We start from the raw sequence: 14,646 nt of genomic DNA, 5'->3' as shown, positions 1-14,646 counted from the left end.
GTACGTACATGCGCACACATCCTGGCGGAGGAGTGTGTAGCAGGGCCGGAGGGACTTGAACCCCCAACCGCTGGTTTTGGAGACCAGTGCTCTACCAATTGAGCTACGACCCTTTGCGTTTTCCCCAACCTACCGCATCCGACCGGAAGCACGGCGTGTGCGGATCGGTGGTGGCGGATGAGGGCCAACGACCAGTGAGTGTACGTGCTCGGGCGCCCGGCGTCGAACAGGTAACACCGGACCGGGTCTTGTCAGAACCTGTCCACTCTCCGTCCGCGGGCTGTCCGGTCGGCGAAACACCTGTGCTCGGCTCGCGGAGGGTCTGGGACCATGGCCCGCATGAGCGCTGCAATCCCTCCGACCGAGCGCCGGGTCTCCGCCCGAGTCGGCGCAATCTCCGAGTCCGCCACCCTCGCCGTCGACGCCAAGGCCAAGGCCCTCAAGGCCGCGGGCCGGCCGGTGATCGGCTTCGGTGCGGGCGAGCCCGACTTCCCGACGCCCGGCTACATCGTCGAGGCCGCGAGCGAGGCCTGTCACAACCCGAAGTACCACCGCTACACCCCGGCCGGCGGGCTCCCCGAGCTCAAGGCCGCCATCGTCGCCAAGACGCTGCGCGACTCCGGTTACGAGATCGACCCCGCCCAGGTCCTGGTGACCAACGGCGGCAAGCAGGCGATCTACGAGGCGTTCGCCGCGATCCTCGACCCGGGCGACGAGGTCATCGTGCCGGCGCCGTACTGGACGACGTACCCCGAGTCGATCCGGCTGGCCGGCGGTGTCCCGGTGGAGGTCGTGGCCGACGAGACCACCGGCTACCGGGTCTCCGTCGAGCAGTTGGAGGCGGCGCGCACGGAGCGTACGAAGGTCGTCCTCTTCGTCTCGCCCTCCAACCCGACCGGCGCCGTCTACAGCCGCGAGGACACCGAGGCCGTCGGCCGCTGGGCCGTGTCGCACGGCCTGTGGGTCATGACGGACGAGATCTACGAGCACCTCGTCTACGGGGACGCCGAGTTCACCTCGCTGCCCGCGGTCGTGCCCGAGCTGCGCGACAAGTGCGTCGTGGTCAACGGTGTCGCCAAGACGTACGCGATGACCGGCTGGCGGGTGGGCTGGATCGTCGGCCCCAAGGACGTGGTGAAGGCCGCGACCAACCTCCAGTCGCACGCGACGTCGAACGTGGCGAACGTCTCGCAGGCCGCCGCGCTCGCCGCCCTCACCGGCAGCCTCGACGCGGTGGACGAGATGCGGGTCGCCTTCGACCGGCGTCGGGGCACCATCGTCCGGATGCTCAACGAGATCGAAGGCGTGGTCTGCCCCGAGCCCGAGGGCGCCTTCTACGTCTACCCGTCGGTGAAGGCGCTGCTCGGCAAGGAGATCCGCGGCAAGCGCCCGGCGAGCTCGGTGGACCTCGCCACGCTGATCCTGGAGGAGGCCGAGGTGGCGGTCGTGCCGGGTGAGGCATTCGGGACGCCGGGATATCTGCGGCTGTCGTACGCGCTGGGCGACGAGGACCTGGTCGAGGGTGTGGCCCGGCTCCAGAAGCTGCTGGCCGAGGCCCGCGACTGAGCGTAGGCGGCCGAGCGCGAACGGATGAGGAGAACGGGTCCCCGGTGCCGTCCGGGGGCCCGTTCTTCCGTTCGGGCAACCACCCGAAGGTGGAAAGGGACTCCCGGAGTCCGGCCGAGTACGGCAAGATCCATGGATGGAGAACGTTTCCGGCCCCCCGCGTGACGACAGCGCCACCCGCGCCACCCGTGACATACGCCTCTTGCCGAAGGCCCACCTGCATCTGCACTTCACCGGCTCGATGCGGCCGACGACGCTGCTGGAGCTCGCCGACAAGTACGGCGTCCACCTCCCGGACGCCCTGACGGGCGGCGAGCCGCCCCAACTGCGCGCGACCGACGAACGGGGCTGGTTCCGCTTCCAGCGGCTCTACGACATCGCCCGGTCCTGTCTGCGCTCCCCCGAGGACATCCAGCGGCTGGTGCGCGAGGCCGCCGAGGAGGACGTCAGGGACGGCTCCGGGTGGCTGGAGATACAGGTCGACCCCACCTCGTACGCCCCGCTGCTCGGCGGACTGATCCCGGCGCTGGAGATCATCCTGGACGCCGTGGAGACGGCGGCCAGGGACACCGGGCTCGACATACGCGTCGTGGTGGCGGCGAACCGGATGAAGCATCCCCTGGACGCCCGCACACTGGCCCGGCTCGCCGTGCGGTACGCGGACCGGGGCGTCGTCGGATTCGGCCTGTCGAACGACGAACGCCGGGGCATGGCACGGGACTTCGACCGGGCCTTCGCGATCGCCAGGGAGGGCGGCCTGCTCGCCGCGCCGCACGGCGGTGAGCTGAGCGGGCCCTCGTCCGTACGGGACTGCCTGGACGATCTGCGGGCGACCCGGGTCGGGCACGGCGTACGGGCGGCCGAGGATCCGCGGCTGCTGCGCAAGCTGGCCGAGCGCGGGGTGACCTGTGAGGTGTGCCCGGCGTCGAACGTGGCGCTGGGGGTGTACGAGAAGCCCGCCGACGTACCCCTGCGGACCCTGTTCGACGCGGGGGTGCCGATGGCGCTGGGCGCCGACGACCCGCTGCTGTTCGGTTCGCGGCTGGCGGCGCAGTACGAACTGGTGCGCACGCACCACGCGTTCACGGACGCCGAGCTGGCCGAGCTGGCCCGCCAGTCCGTCCGGGGCTCGGCCGCGCCGGCCGGGACACAGGAGAAACTGCTGGCGGGGATCGACGACTGGCTGCTGGGCGGCTGACGGGGCGGAGGGCCGGCCGGCTCCGGTGGCGGGGCCTCAGAGGCTGACGCCCACCGTCACCGGCTCGTTGACCAGGGTGATCCCGAAGGTCTCGCGTACCCCCTCGACGACCTCCCTGGCGAGCGCCAGCAGGTCCTCGGTGGTGGCGTCGCCCCGGTTGGTCAGGGCGAGCGTGTGCTTGGTGGAGATGCGCGCCGGGCCCGTGCCGTACCCCTTGGTGAAGCCCGCGCGGTCGATCAGCCACGCCGCCGAGGTCTTCGTGCGGCCGTCCCCCGCCGGGAACGCGGGCGGTGCGACGTCCGGGCCGAGCCGCTCGGACACGCGGGCGAGGAACGCCGCGAACCGGGCGTCGTCGAGGATCGGGTTGGTGAAGAAGGAGCCGGCCGACCAGGTGTCGTGGTCCGCCGGGTCGAGCACCATGCCCTTGCCCGCGCGCAGGCCGAGGACGGTCTCGCGGGCGGTGGCGGCCGGGACCCGGTCGCCGGGCTCGACACCGAGGGCACGGGCGGTCTCGGCGTACTTGAGCGGGGCCGAGAGCCCGCCCGCGTCCTCCAGCGCGAACCGCACGCGCAGGACGACATGGCGCTCGGGGTGCTCCTTGAAGCGGCTGTGGCGGTACGAGAAGGCGCACTCGGCGTTGGTGAGGGTCAGGGTCTCGCGGGTGGTGCGGTCGTAGACGACGACCTCGGTGACGGTGCTGGAGACCTCCTGGCCGTACGCCCCCACGTTCTGGATCGGCGTGGCGCCGGCTGAGCCGGGGATGCCGGCCAGGCACTCGATGCCCGCGAGCCCGGCCTCGACGGTTTGGGCGACGGCGTCGGTCCAGGTCTCGCCGGCGGCCAGTTCCAGCGCCGTGCCGGAGAGGTCGAAGCCACGTGTCGCGATCCGCAGGGCGGTGCCGTCGAAGCCCTTGTCGCCGATGACCAGATTGCTGCCGCCGCCGATGACCAGGAGGGGTGTGCCCGCGTCGTCCGCCTCGCGCACGGCCGCCACGACCTCGGCGTCGGTGGTCGCGGTGATCAGCCGGGTGGCGGGGCCGCCGAGGCGGAAGGTGGTCAGGGGGGCGAGGGGGGCGTCGTGGAGTTCCTGCACGGCACAAGAGTACGTTCGGATCCGGGGACGGCTCGTCCCCGGATCCGAACGGGTGGGGGGCGGAGGGGCTTCGAACGCCCCCGGCCGGCCGTCAGGCCAGCTGGACGACGGCGCGGGACATCCCCAGCACCTTCTTGCCCTCGCTGGTCGCCGTCAGGTCCACCCGCACACGGTTGTCGTCGAGCTTGTCGCCGATCTTGGCGCTCACCTCGACGACCGCGCCCTTGTCGTCGTTGGGCACCACGACGGGCCTGGTGAAGCGGACGCCGTACTCGACGACGGCCCCCGGGTCCCCCACCCAGTCGGTCACCACCCGGACCGCCGCGGCCATGGTGAACATGCCGTGCGCGATGACGTCGGGCAGACCGACCTCCAGCGCGAACCTCTCGTTCCAGTGGATCGGGTTGAAGTCACCCGACGCCCCGGCGTACCGCACCAGGGTGTCCCGGGTCACCGGGAAGACCGCGGCCGGCAGCTCCGTGCCGACCTCGACGTCCTTGTAGGCGATCTGCGTGGCCATCGGTGTCACTCCCCCTCGGCGCCGCGCGCCACCAGTTTCGTCCAGGCGGTCACGACGTGCGCGCCCGTCTCGTCGTGCACCTCGCCGCGGACGTCGAGGATGTCGTTCCCCGCCATGGACTTGATCGCCTCGATGGTCGAGGTGACGGTCAGCCGGTCGCCCGCCCGGACGGGCCGGGTGTACGCGAACTTCTGGTCGCCGTGCACGACCCGGTCGTAGTCGAGACCCAGCTGCGGGTCCGCGATGACGTCCCGCGCCGCCTTGAAGGTGATCGCGAAGACGAAGGTCGGCGGGGCGATCACGTCCAGGTGGCCGAGCGCCTTCGCCGCGTCCGGGTCGGCGTACGCCGGATTGCCGTCACCCACCGCCTCGGCGAACTCGCGGATCTTCTCCCGGCCCACCTCGTACGGCTCGGTGGGCGGATAGCTCCGCCCGACGAAGGACTGGTCGAGCGCCATGGACTCGTTACCTCCTGATGAGACTGCCCTGATGAATTGGTGCACAACTATGTACGGGGCCCGGCAAACGACACGAGGCCGCCCCCCGTTAAGGGGACGGCCTCGGGTACGAGCCTGGGTCAGCGCGTTTCGCGGTGAGCCGTGTGCGAGTTGCAGCGGGGGCAGTGCTTCTTCATCTCAAGACGGTCCGGGTTGTTGCGCCGGTTCTTCTTGGTGATGTAGTTCCGCTCCTTGCACTCCACGCAGGCCAGCGTGATCTTCGGGCGGACGTCGGTGGCAGCCACGTGAGTGCTCCTTGGACGGACAGATTGACGGGTTAACGCATAAAAGAGTAGCCGATCGAAGGATCGCCCCCACCATCGGCTACCGTGTGTAGCGGTGACCGGACTTGAACCGGTGACACAGCGATTATGAGCCGCTTGCTCTACCGACTGAGCTACACCGCTGTGATGTCGGATCCCCTCGCCCGAGGGCGAGGAGCGCCGGACACCAGAGCCCCAATACGGAATCGAACCGTAGACCTTCTCCTTACCATGGAGACGCTCTACCGACTGAGCTATTGGGGCGAGCGATGAAGACATTACACGGTCCGTCGCCGTTCGCCCAAATCCGTTTCCCGGCCTCTCGTCCCACCTGTCCCTTCCGTCTCGGGGCGGGCGGCGGACGGGGATTGGCGACGCCTCGGGACGCCCTCGCCGGGGGTCCCGATCAGGGGCGGAGGCCCGCTGGGACAGGGGACGCGGGGTGTTCCTTACACCACTCAGGGCCACGCCGGTATGACTATTTCCTTCCTCCTCGAAGGGTGCCCGGGGCGCCTCTAGGCTCGTCCCACCCCGCGTGATCTTGCACGCCGGAGCCCTCCGCCCCCCGCCAGGAGCCCACCCAGGAGCGCGATGCCCGACAGCCAGCCGCAGCCGCCGGACGGCGTCACGGCGAACGCCACCGCGCTGCTGCTGCGCGGGGCCCGGCTCACCGACGGCCGCGCCGTCGACGTACGGCTGAACGGCGGCCGTATCGAGGCAGTCGGCACGGCAGGCAGCCTCGCCTCGCCGGGCGCGTGCCTGGACCTCGACGGACACCTGCTGCTGCCCGCCCCCGCCGAGCCGCACGCGCACAGCGACACCGCGCTGAGCGCCGTCGCACCGGACGGGCCCGTCTCGTACGACCCCGAGGACGTCCGGCGCCGCGCCACCGAGGCCGCGCTGCTCCAGGTCGGGCACGGGGCGACGACGCTGCGCACCCATGTGCGCGTCGGTGACGCGCGGGAACTGGCTCCTCTGGAGGCGGTGCTCCAGGCACGGCGTTCGCTGCGCGGGCTCGGCGATCTGACGGTGGTGGCCGTACCGCGCCTGCTGACCGGGAACGCGGGCGCCGACGGGCTGGCGATGCTGCGGGACGCGGTGAAGCTGGGCGCGGACGTGGTGGGCGGCTGCCCGGACCTCGACCCCGATCCGGCCGGATACGTGGAAGCGGTGCTGACCGTCGCCGCCGAGCACGGCTGTCCCGTCGACCTCCATACGGACGCGGGCGACCCGGCCCGGCTGACGCGGCTCGCGGCGATGGCCGGCGGGCTGCGGCCCGGGGTCACGGTCGGTCCCTGCGCCGGGCTGTCGCGGCTGCCGGCGGACACCGCGGGCCGGGCCGCCGACCGGCTGGCGGCGGCGGGGGTGACGGTCGTCTGTCTGCCCCAGGGCCGGTGCGGCGGCGCGGAGCAGCGGGGCGTGGCGCCCGTACGGCTGCTGCGGGCCGCCGGGGTACGGGTGGCGGCGGGCAGCGGCGCCGTACGGGACGCGGCGAACCCGGTGGGACGCGGGGATCCGCTGGAGGCGGCGTATCTGCTCGCCTCCCAGGGAGGGCTGCGGGCGGCGGAGGCGTACGACGCGGTGAGCGCGGGCGCGCGGGAGGCGATGCGGCTGCCGGAGGTACGGGTGGAGGCGGGCTTTCCCGCCGAGTTGCTCGCGGTGCGCGGCGAGCGGCTGGAGGGGGTGCTGTCGCTGGCGTACAGCAGGATCGTCATCCACCGGGGCCGGGTGGTGGCCCGGACGAACGCCGTGCGCGAGTACTGCGATCCGGCCGGGGCCGCGGCGCTGGACCTGCCGCGGCAGGGGCGGCAGGCACGGCCGGAGCCGGGGGCGTGAGCGGGTGGCACCGGGCGGACGGGGGACGGGCGGCGGGAACGGCTCCTCCTACGGAGGCGGTGCGTGCGCGCTGACGGCCTGTCGGACGTACGGTCGTGAGCATGCGAATTGTCATTGCCGGAGGACACGGTCAGATCGCGCTGCGGCTGGAGCGGCTGCTCGCCGCGCGCGGCCACGAGGTCGCGGGGATCATCCGCGGCCCCGAACAGGCGGAGGAGCTGCGCAGGGCGGGCGCCGAAGCGGTCGTGCTCGACCTGGAGTCGGCCTCGCCGGAGGAGACCGCGGCGGCGCTGGAGGGTGCCGACGCGGCCGTCTTCGCGGCCGGGGCGGGACCGGGCAGCACCACGGAGCGCAAGGACACCGTCGACCGGGGCGCGGCGGTCCTCTTCGCCGACGCCGCGGAACGGGCCGGCGTACGGCGCTATGTGATCGTCTCGTCCATGGGCGCCGACCCGGACCACCCGGGCGACGAGGTCTTCGACCACTACCTGCGTGCCAAGGGGGCGGCGGACGCGTACGTCCTGTCCAAGGAGGGACTCGACGTGACGGTCCTGCGGCCGGGGATGCTCACGAACGACGCGGGCACGGGCCTGGTGAACCTCGCGCCGTCGACGGGTCGCGGACCGGTGCCGCGGGACGATGTGGCCGCCGCGCTGGCCGAGTTGGTGGAGGCGCCGGCGACGGTGGGCCTGACGCTGGAACTGATCAGCGGCGCGGTGCCGGTGGCGGAGGCGGTGCGGGACTCCGGCTCCGCCGTCTGACGGAAACGGCCGGGCGACGGAAAGGGAGATGGCCCCCGGTCCGCGTCTCCGCGGCCCGGGGGCCATCATCTCCGTGTGGCGGCGCCAGGATTCGAACCTGGGAAGGCTAAGCCGGCGGATTTACAGTCCGCTCCCATTGGCCACTCGGGCACACCGCCATGGGATGCCGCCTCGGGGTGGGCGCTGTGTGCGCTCCTCCGTGGCGACGACGTAAACGATACCCGATGCGCGGGGGTGCTCCGCCACCGGATTGATCAGGCCGGGAGGGGGTGGAGATGACTAGGCTTTACGGAAGCGGGCCGGGAGCCCGCCCGTACTTTCGGCATCAGCCGCGGCGTCAGTCGCGGCACCCTTTCCGACACCCGATCCAAGGAGCCACAGGACATGGCCGACTCCAGTTTCGACATCGTCTCGAAGGTCGAGCGGCAGGAGGTCGACAACGCCCTCAACCAGACCGCGAAGGAGGTCTCCCAGCGGTACGACTTCAAGAACGTCGGAGCCTCGATCGCCTGGTCCGGCGAGAAGATCCTTATGCAGGCCAACACCGAGGAGCGGGTCAACGCCATCCTCGACGTCTTCCAGTCCAAGCTGATCAAGCGGGGCATCTCGCTGAAGGCGCTGGACGCGGGCGAGCCGCAGCAGTCCGGCAAGGAGTACAAGATCTTCGCCTCCATCGAGGAGGGCATCTCCCAGGAGAACGCGAAGAAGGTCGCCAAGATCATCCGTGATGAGGGCCCCAAGGGCGTCAAGGCGCTCGTGCAGGGCGACGAGCTGCGGGTCAGCTCGAAGAGCCGGGACGATCTCCAGGCCGTACAGGCGCTGTTGAAGGGGCAGGACTTCGACTTCGCGCTCCAGTACGTGAACTACCGCTGAGCACCGGCCTCCGGTCGGCCCGGCGGACCCGCACGGCCGTCGTCGCGCCCGCTGTCCGGGCGCGGGGACGGCGGTGCGGGCGGGGCGGGTGTCCATGACGTCCGCCGACGGCGACAGCGACGGGGCGGCGGGAGCGGAGGTGCGGGCATGAGTGGGGCGTTGTTCCCGCGGGGCCGTGCCGTCGTCGGCGACGGGGCGGTGCATGTGCCGGGGTGGCTGGATCCGGCGCGGCAGCGGGAGTTGGTGGAGTCCTGCCGGGAGTGGGCGCGGGGGCCGGTGCCGATGCGGCACACGGAGTTGCCGGGCGGGGGCGTGATGTCCGTACGGACGGTCTGTCTGGGGTGGCACTGGCAGCCGTACCGCTACACCCGAACCGCCGGGGATGTGAACGGGGCGCGGGTCGCGCCGTTTCCCGGGTGGCTCGCGGAGCTGGGGCGCGCGGCGGTCGACGAGGCGTACGGGGAAGGGGCCGGGGCGGGCTACGCGCCGGACACCGCGCTCGTCAACTTCTACGAAGGCGCGGCCAGGATGGGCATGCACCGGGACAAGGACGAGAAGTCCCGGGCGCCCGTGGTGTCGCTGAGCATCGGTGACACCTGTGTCTTCCGCTTCGGCAACACACGGACCAGGACGCGTCCCTATACGGATGTCGAGCTGGAGTCCGGCGATCTCTTCGTCTTCGGCGGGCCGTCGCGGCTCGCGTACCACGCCGTCCCCAAGGTGTATCCGGGGACGGCCGACCCGGCGAGCGGGATGCGCGCCGGGCGGCTGAACATCACGTTGCGCGAGACCGGGCTCGCCGCGGACTGACGCGTTCCGGCGGAAAGCGGCGGGCGGTGGCCGGTCGGCCGGCGGGCGAGGGAGCCGGCGGGGGCCGGTGGGCGGTCAGCGGGAGCGGGAGTGGCCGAAGAGGATGCGGTAGATGATCAGCAGCACCAGTGAGCCGCCGATCGCCGCCGCCCAGGTGGCGCCGTCGTAGAAGTCGCTGGTGATCTCGCGGTCCAGCCAGCGGGACGATATCCAGCCGCCGATGAAGGCGCCGGCGATGCCGATGAGGGTCGTGCCGACCAGACCGCCCGGGTCACGGCCGGGCAGCAGGATCTTGGCGACGGCTCCGGCGAGGAGTCCGAGGACGAGCCAGCCGATGATGGTCATGCCGTGGTCCTGCCTTTCGTGCGGTGCTCCGCGGCCTGCGGTGTTCGGCGCGGGGTGGTGCCGTGATCTGTACGGAAGGACGCCCGGAGGGCGCCACGCGGTTGCGGAGCACGTCTCACGGTGGGCGGCGGGACGGCGCGGGGCGGGCCGGCCCGGGAGATCAACTACCCCGCTTCGGGCCGGGCATGCGCGAAGACGGCAGGCCACGGCGCTGCCGGGCCTGCCGCAGGGGGCCGCACACCGTGCCGGACGGCACGGCTCCGGTCACCAGCCCGCGAACGCCTGGTCCGTACGGACGATCTCGCGGCCGAAGGGCAGCAGGGAGACGGGGATCAGCTTGAAGTTCGCGATTCCCAGCGGGATACCGATGATCGTCACGCACAGGGCGATCCCGGTGAAGATGTGGCCGAGCGCGAGCCACCAGCCCGCGAGAATCAGCCACAGGACATTCGCGACGAACGACGGCGACCCGGCGTCGGTCCGCTCCACCGTCGTGTAGCCGAACGGCCACAGGGCGTAGACGGCGATCCGGAACGCGGCGACACCGAAGGGGATGCCGATGATCGTGACGCACAGGAGCAGTCCCGCGAACACGTAGCCGAGGAACAGCCAGAAGCCGCTGAAAACGAGCCAGATGATGTTGAGGATTGTCTTCATGGGCGTCGACCTGCCATCTGCTCTAGTCGGGCGATGCGCTCCGCCATCGGCGGATGCGTGGAAAACAGTTTCGACACACCCTGCCCCGGCCGGAAGGGGTTGGCGATCATCAGATGGCTCGCCGTCTCGATCCGTGGCTCTGGCGGCAACGGCAGCTGTTTGGTGCCTGCTTCAAGCTTACGCAAGGCGCTGGCGAGGGCCAACGGATCACCGGTGAGCTGGGCGCCCGACGCGTCCGCCTCGTACTCGCGGGAGCGGCTCACCGCGAGCTGGATCACGGAGGCGGCCAGCGGGCCGAGGAGCATCACCAGCAGCATGCCGACGAGGCCGGGCCCCTCGTCGTCGTCCGAGCGGCCGATGGGAATGAGCCAGGCGAAGTTCACCAGGAACATCACGACGGAGGCGAGGGCGCCGGCGACCGAGGAGATGAGGATGTCGCGGTTGTAGACATGGCTCAGCTCGTGCCCGAGGACTCCGCGCAGCTCCTGTTCGTCGAGGATCTGGAGGATGCCGTCCGTACAACAGACGGCCGCGTTCCGGGGGTTGCGGCCGGTGGCGAACGCGTTCGGGGCCTGCGTCGGTGAGATGTAGAGCCGTGGCATCGGCTGGCGCGCGGTCGTGGAGAGCTCGCGCACGATGCGGTAGAGCTTCGGCGCCTCGAACTCGCTGACCGGGCGGGCGCGCATGGCACGCAGGGCCAGCTTGTCGCTGTTCCAGTACGCGTACGCGTTCGTGCCCAGGGCGACGACGACCGCGACGATCAGCCCCGTCCGGCCGAAGACGCTGCCGATGGCGATGATGAGCGCGGACAGTCCCCCGAGGAGGGCGGCGGTCCTCAACCCGTTGTGCCGGCGGTGCACGGAACGCCCTCCAAATCGTGCGGCAGGGGAACCCTCTACGTGACGTCGCTCCACCCTCCAGTGGACCCTTACTCACTGGTCAACGCCAGGCGGGGGTCACGGGTTCCCCGGCGCGCCCGCACGGGGCCGTACGCCGTACGGGTGGCGGTGCGGGACGGGGTGGAGGGGTCCGCGGCGCGCGGCGCGCCTCAGAAGAGGCTCTCCGCGGCGAAGCGAAGGACGAGCTGGGGCGCTCCCGACAGGGCGATGCCCACGGCGGTGGTCAGGCAGATCGCGGCGAGTACCGGGACGGGGGCGGGGCGCGGCGCCGGGGCGCCGGCGGGCCGGGGGGCGGGCCCGGCGGCCCGGGGCGTCGTCGCGGCGGTCTCGGGGGCTTCCTCCGCTGCCGTCTCCGGGGCGCGGAAGAGGACGGCCGTCCACTGGAGGTAGTAGTAGAGCGCCATGACGACATTGACGCTCATCACGACGGCCAGCCAGCCGAGCCCCGCGTCCACGGCGGACGAGAAGACCGTGACCTTCGCGAAGAGGCCGACGACACCGGGTGGCAGTCCGGCCAGGCAGAGCAGGAAGAAGCCCATGGCGAGCGCCACGAGCGGGCGCTCGGAGGCGAGGCCGCGGTAGTCCGCGAGGCGGTTCAGGGGCTTCGTACGGGCCACCAGGGCGGCGACGGCGAAGGCGCCGAGGTTCACGACGGCGTACATCAGGGCGTACGCGACGGTGGAGCCGATCTGGTCGGTCCCGGCGTACGCCGCCGCCGCGACCGGGACCAGCAGATAGCCGGCCTGGGCGACGGACGACCACGCGAGGAGGCGTACCGCGCTCCACGCGCGCGTGGCGGGCTGGCGCAGGGCGGCGACGTTGCCGGCGGTCATGGTGAGCGCGGCGAGTACGGCGACGACGGGGCCCCATGTGCCGGAATGGCTCGGGAAGGCGATGACCGTCACCAGGATCAGGCCGGAGAAGCCGACGGCCTTGCTGACGACGGAGAGGTAGGCGGCGACGGGCAGGGGCGCGCCGACGTAGGTGTCGGGGACCCAGAAGTGGAAGGGCGCGGCGGCGGCCTTGAAGGCGAAGCCGACGAGGGTGAGGGCGACACCGGCGGAGGCGAGGGTGTCCAGCGCTCCGGGGACGTCGTCGAGCCGGGTGGCGATCTCGGTGAGGTGCAGGGTGCCGGTGGTGGCGTACACGAAGCTGACGCCCAGCAGCATGACGGCGGTGGCCGCCACGGAGGAGAGGAAGAACTTCAGCGCCGCCTCGGAGGAGAGCCGGTCGCCGCGCTTGAGGCCGACCAGCGCGAAGGCGGGGAGGGTGGCGACCTCCAGGGCGACGACGAGGGTCGCCAGATCGCGTGCGGCGGGCAGCAGGGCGGCGCCGGCCGCCGAGGAGAGCAGCAGGAACCAGAACTCGCCCGCCGGGAGCCTCTTGGCGCCGCCGAGTTCGCTGACGGAGAGCAGCGCGGTCAGCAGGGCGCCGCCGAGCACCAGGAGCTGGATGACGAGGGTGAAGTGGTCGGCGGTGTAGCTGCACACGTCGGCGTCCGCCGTCAGGCAGAAGGTGGACCGGTCGCCCGCCCGGATGGGGATCAGCAGGAGGAGCGCGGCGGCGAGGCCGGCGACGGACAGGACACCGAGGAGCGGCTTGCGGTGTTCCGGGACGAACAGGTCGGCGACCAGGACGGCGAGGGCGACGACGGCGGTGAGGGCCGGGGGCGCGATCGCGAGCCAGTCGACGGACTGGACGAGGCTGGCGCCGGCGGCGGCGCCCTGGGCAGCGGCCACGGTCACGACTTGCCTCCTGCGAGGAGCTTCTGCACGGCCGGGTCGGTGAGGCCGAGGAGGACGGCGGGCCAGAGGCCGGCGAGGACGGTGAGGGCGACGAGCGGGGTCCAGGCGGCGAGTTCGTAGCCCTGGACGTCGGCGAGTTCGGGCAGCGGCTCCCGCTGTTCCTCGGGCTCGGTGATCTGCTGGGGGTGCGCGCCCATGCAGACCCGGCGGACCACGATCAGCAGGTAGGCGGCGGTGAGCAGGGTGCCGAAGCAGGCGATCGCCGTGAAGGTGATGAAGGCGGGGCGGCTGAGGCCGTCGGCGGGGTCGAAGGCACCGAACATCGCGAGCATCTCGCCCCAGAATCCGGCGAGGCCGGGCAGGCCGAGGGAGGCGACGGCGGCAAAGGCGAGGAGCCCGCCGAGGCGCGGTGCGCGGCCGTACAGCGCCGCGCCGGTGGCGCCGGCGAGGGTGTCCAGGTCGGCGGTGCCGTAGCGGTCCTTGAGCGCTCCGACCAGGAAGAAGAGCAGGCCGGTGATGAGGCCGTGGGCGACGTTGGCGAAGAGGGCGCCGTTGACACCGGTGGGGGTCATGGACGCGATGCCGAGGAGTACGAAGCCCATGTGGCCGACGGAAGAGTAGGCGATGAGGCGCTTGAGGTCGCCTCCCGCGCCCTGCCGGGCGAGCGCGAGGCAGGCCAGGGAGCCGTAGATGATGCCGACGACGGCGAAGGCGGCGAGGTACGGCGCGAAGGTCCGCATCCCGTCGGGCGCGATCGGCAGGACGATACGGACGAACCCGTACGTACCCATCTTGAGCAGGACCCCGGCGAGGAGGACGGACCCGACGGTCGGGGCGGCGGTGTGGGCGTCCGGGAGCCAGCTGTGGAACGGCCACATCGGGGTCTTGACCGCGAGGCCGACCCCGATCGCCAGAACGGCTGTGACCTGCACGAACGAGCTGAGCCCACGGCCGTTGTCAGTGGCGAGTGCCACCATGTCGAATGTGCCCGCGTGAAGACCGACGAGCAGCAGGCCGAGCAGCATGACCACGGAGCCGAGCAGCGTGTAGAGAATGAACTTCCAGGCGGCGGCCTGCCGCCCGGCACCGCCCCAGCGGGCGATGAGGAAGTACATCGGGATGAGCACCATCTCGAAGGCCAGGAAGAACAGCAGCAGATCGAGGACGGCGAAGGTCGCGAGGGTGCCGGATTCGAGGACGAGCAGCAGGGCGACGAATGCCTTCGGGGAGGGCCCGGCCGGGGGCTTGAAGTAGCTGTAGAGCGCGCAGAGGAAGGTCAGGAGCGCGGTCAGGACCAGAAGGGGGAGGGAGATGCCGTCGATGCCGAGGTGGATCCGCACGTCGAGTGCGGGGATCCAGCTGATGTCCGTCGTGGCCTGCATCTTCGACGGCTGGTCGTGGTCGAAGCCGAGCGCGAGGACGATCGCGGCGACGAGGATCGCGCCGGTCACCGTCACACCGTGGCGCAGTACGGCCTGGCCGGGGCCGGTGCCCCGGAGTCCGGGCGGGGCGGGGAGCAGCGCGGTCACCGCGCCGAGCAGGGGGGCGGCGACGATGAACGCGAGGAGGAGCTGCATCACGGAC

At 71.7% G+C, this 14,646-nt stretch carries 15 protein-coding genes and 4 tRNA genes; 6 read left to right on the top strand and 13 right to left on the bottom strand.

Features of this window, described 5'->3' with window-relative positions:
• Positions 1 to 40: 40 nt before the first annotated feature.
• Positions 41 to 113: transfer RNA gene (locus tag ACZ61E_RS03580), tRNA-Trp, on the bottom strand.
• Positions 114 to 339: 226 nt separating this feature from the next.
• On the opposite strand from ACZ61E_RS03580, the gene ACZ61E_RS03575 reads away from it, so the two are divergent.
• Positions 340 to 1,566, top strand: coding sequence for a pyridoxal phosphate-dependent aminotransferase (locus ACZ61E_RS03575; protein ID WP_469697239.1), 1,227 nt, complete (start codon positions 340 to 342; stop codon positions 1,564 to 1,566).
• 136 nt (positions 1,567 to 1,702) lie between these two features.
• Positions 1,703 to 2,764 carry an adenosine deaminase gene (locus tag ACZ61E_RS03570; protein ID WP_469697237.1) on the top strand — a complete coding sequence of 354 codons (1,062 nt, stop codon included), beginning with the start codon at positions 1,703 to 1,705 and terminating at the stop codon, positions 2,762 to 2,764.
• 36 nt (positions 2,765 to 2,800) lie between these two features.
• On the opposite strand, the gene ACZ61E_RS03565 is transcribed toward ACZ61E_RS03570, so the two are convergent.
• From ACZ61E_RS03565 to ACZ61E_RS03540, 6 genes are all read right to left on the bottom strand, one after another.
• Positions 2,801 to 3,856, bottom strand: coding sequence for a UDP-N-acetylmuramate dehydrogenase (locus ACZ61E_RS03565; RefSeq protein ID WP_469697236.1), 1,056 nt, complete (start codon positions 3,854 to 3,856; stop codon positions 2,801 to 2,803).
• A gap of 91 nt (positions 3,857 to 3,947) precedes the next feature.
• Positions 3,948 to 4,376, bottom strand: coding sequence for a MaoC family dehydratase (locus ACZ61E_RS03560; RefSeq protein ID WP_469697234.1), 429 nt, complete (start codon positions 4,374 to 4,376; stop codon positions 3,948 to 3,950).
• A 5-nt stretch (positions 4,377 to 4,381) separates the two neighbouring features.
• Positions 4,382 to 4,834: an FAS1-like dehydratase domain-containing protein gene (locus ACZ61E_RS03555; protein WP_469697232.1), complete on the bottom strand. Its 453-nt coding sequence runs from the start codon at positions 4,832 to 4,834 to the stop codon at positions 4,382 to 4,384.
• Positions 4,835 to 4,953: 119 nt separating this feature from the next.
• Complete coding sequence (gene rpmG / locus ACZ61E_RS03550; protein WP_003956487.1) at positions 4,954 to 5,118, bottom strand: 50S ribosomal protein L33; 165 nt, start codon at positions 5,116 to 5,118, stop codon at positions 4,954 to 4,956.
• 89 nt (positions 5,119 to 5,207) lie between these two features.
• Positions 5,208 to 5,280 (bottom strand) — tRNA-Met (locus ACZ61E_RS03545).
• Between the two features lie 47 nt (positions 5,281 to 5,327).
• Positions 5,328 to 5,400 (bottom strand) — tRNA-Thr (locus tag ACZ61E_RS03540).
• Between the two features lie 327 nt (positions 5,401 to 5,727).
• Between ACZ61E_RS03540 and ACZ61E_RS03535 the strand changes: the two genes are divergently transcribed.
• Positions 5,728 to 6,972: an amidohydrolase family protein gene (locus tag ACZ61E_RS03535; RefSeq protein ID WP_469697231.1), complete on the top strand. Its 1,245-nt coding sequence runs from the start codon at positions 5,728 to 5,730 to the stop codon at positions 6,970 to 6,972.
• A gap of 101 nt (positions 6,973 to 7,073) precedes the next feature.
• The gene (locus tag ACZ61E_RS03530) at positions 7,074 to 7,733 is read left to right on the top strand and encodes an NAD(P)H-binding protein (protein ID WP_469697229.1); all 660 of its coding nucleotides are present in this window, start codon (positions 7,074 to 7,076) and stop codon (positions 7,731 to 7,733) included.
• A 76-nt stretch (positions 7,734 to 7,809) separates the two neighbouring features.
• On the opposite strand, the gene ACZ61E_RS03525 is transcribed toward ACZ61E_RS03530, so the two are convergent.
• Positions 7,810 to 7,891, bottom strand: a tRNA-Tyr gene (locus ACZ61E_RS03525).
• A gap of 226 nt (positions 7,892 to 8,117) precedes the next feature.
• On the opposite strand from ACZ61E_RS03525, the gene ACZ61E_RS03520 reads away from it, so the two are divergent.
• The gene (locus ACZ61E_RS03520; protein ID WP_164252294.1) at positions 8,118 to 8,606 is read left to right on the top strand and encodes a YajQ family cyclic di-GMP-binding protein; all 489 of its coding nucleotides are present in this window, start codon (positions 8,118 to 8,120) and stop codon (positions 8,604 to 8,606) included.
• A gap of 147 nt (positions 8,607 to 8,753) precedes the next feature.
• On the top strand, positions 8,754 to 9,416 hold the full coding sequence (locus tag ACZ61E_RS03515) for an alpha-ketoglutarate-dependent dioxygenase AlkB family protein (protein WP_469697227.1): 663 nt from the start codon (positions 8,754 to 8,756) through the stop codon (positions 9,414 to 9,416).
• 75 nt (positions 9,417 to 9,491) lie between these two features.
• Here ACZ61E_RS03515 and ACZ61E_RS03510 read toward each other — a convergent pair whose 3' ends face one another.
• From ACZ61E_RS03510 to ACZ61E_RS03490, 5 genes are all read right to left on the bottom strand, one after another.
• Entirely contained in the window at positions 9,492 to 9,761 is a 270-nt protein-coding gene (locus ACZ61E_RS03510) for a GlsB/YeaQ/YmgE family stress response membrane protein (protein WP_469697225.1), read from the bottom strand.
• Between the two features lie 264 nt (positions 9,762 to 10,025).
• Entirely contained in the window at positions 10,026 to 10,418 is a 393-nt protein-coding gene (locus tag ACZ61E_RS03505) for a YccF domain-containing protein (RefSeq protein WP_469697224.1), read from the bottom strand.
• The gene (htpX, locus tag ACZ61E_RS03500; RefSeq protein WP_469697223.1) at positions 10,415 to 11,278 is read right to left on the bottom strand and encodes a zinc metalloprotease HtpX; all 864 of its coding nucleotides are present in this window, start codon (positions 11,276 to 11,278) and stop codon (positions 10,415 to 10,417) included. Before htpX ends, ACZ61E_RS03505 begins: the two co-directional genes overlap by 4 nt.
• A gap of 188 nt (positions 11,279 to 11,466) precedes the next feature.
• Positions 11,467 to 13,062 carry an NADH-quinone oxidoreductase subunit N gene (locus tag ACZ61E_RS03495; protein WP_469697221.1) on the bottom strand — a complete coding sequence of 532 codons (1,596 nt, stop codon included), beginning with the start codon at positions 13,060 to 13,062 and terminating at the stop codon, positions 11,467 to 11,469.
• The gene (locus ACZ61E_RS03490; RefSeq protein WP_469697567.1) at positions 13,059 to 14,639 is read right to left on the bottom strand and encodes a complex I subunit 4 family protein; all 1,581 of its coding nucleotides are present in this window, start codon (positions 14,637 to 14,639) and stop codon (positions 13,059 to 13,061) included. The genes ACZ61E_RS03495 and ACZ61E_RS03490 overlap by 4 nt, the downstream gene beginning before the upstream one ends.
• Between the last annotated feature and the right edge of the window lie 7 nt (positions 14,640 to 14,646).

The sequence above is a fragment of the Streptomyces sp. NPDC104581 genome, assembly GCF_055583685.1.
Note: the sequence above shows the minus strand (reverse complement) of the source record. Positions and strands in the feature narration are given on the sequence as shown.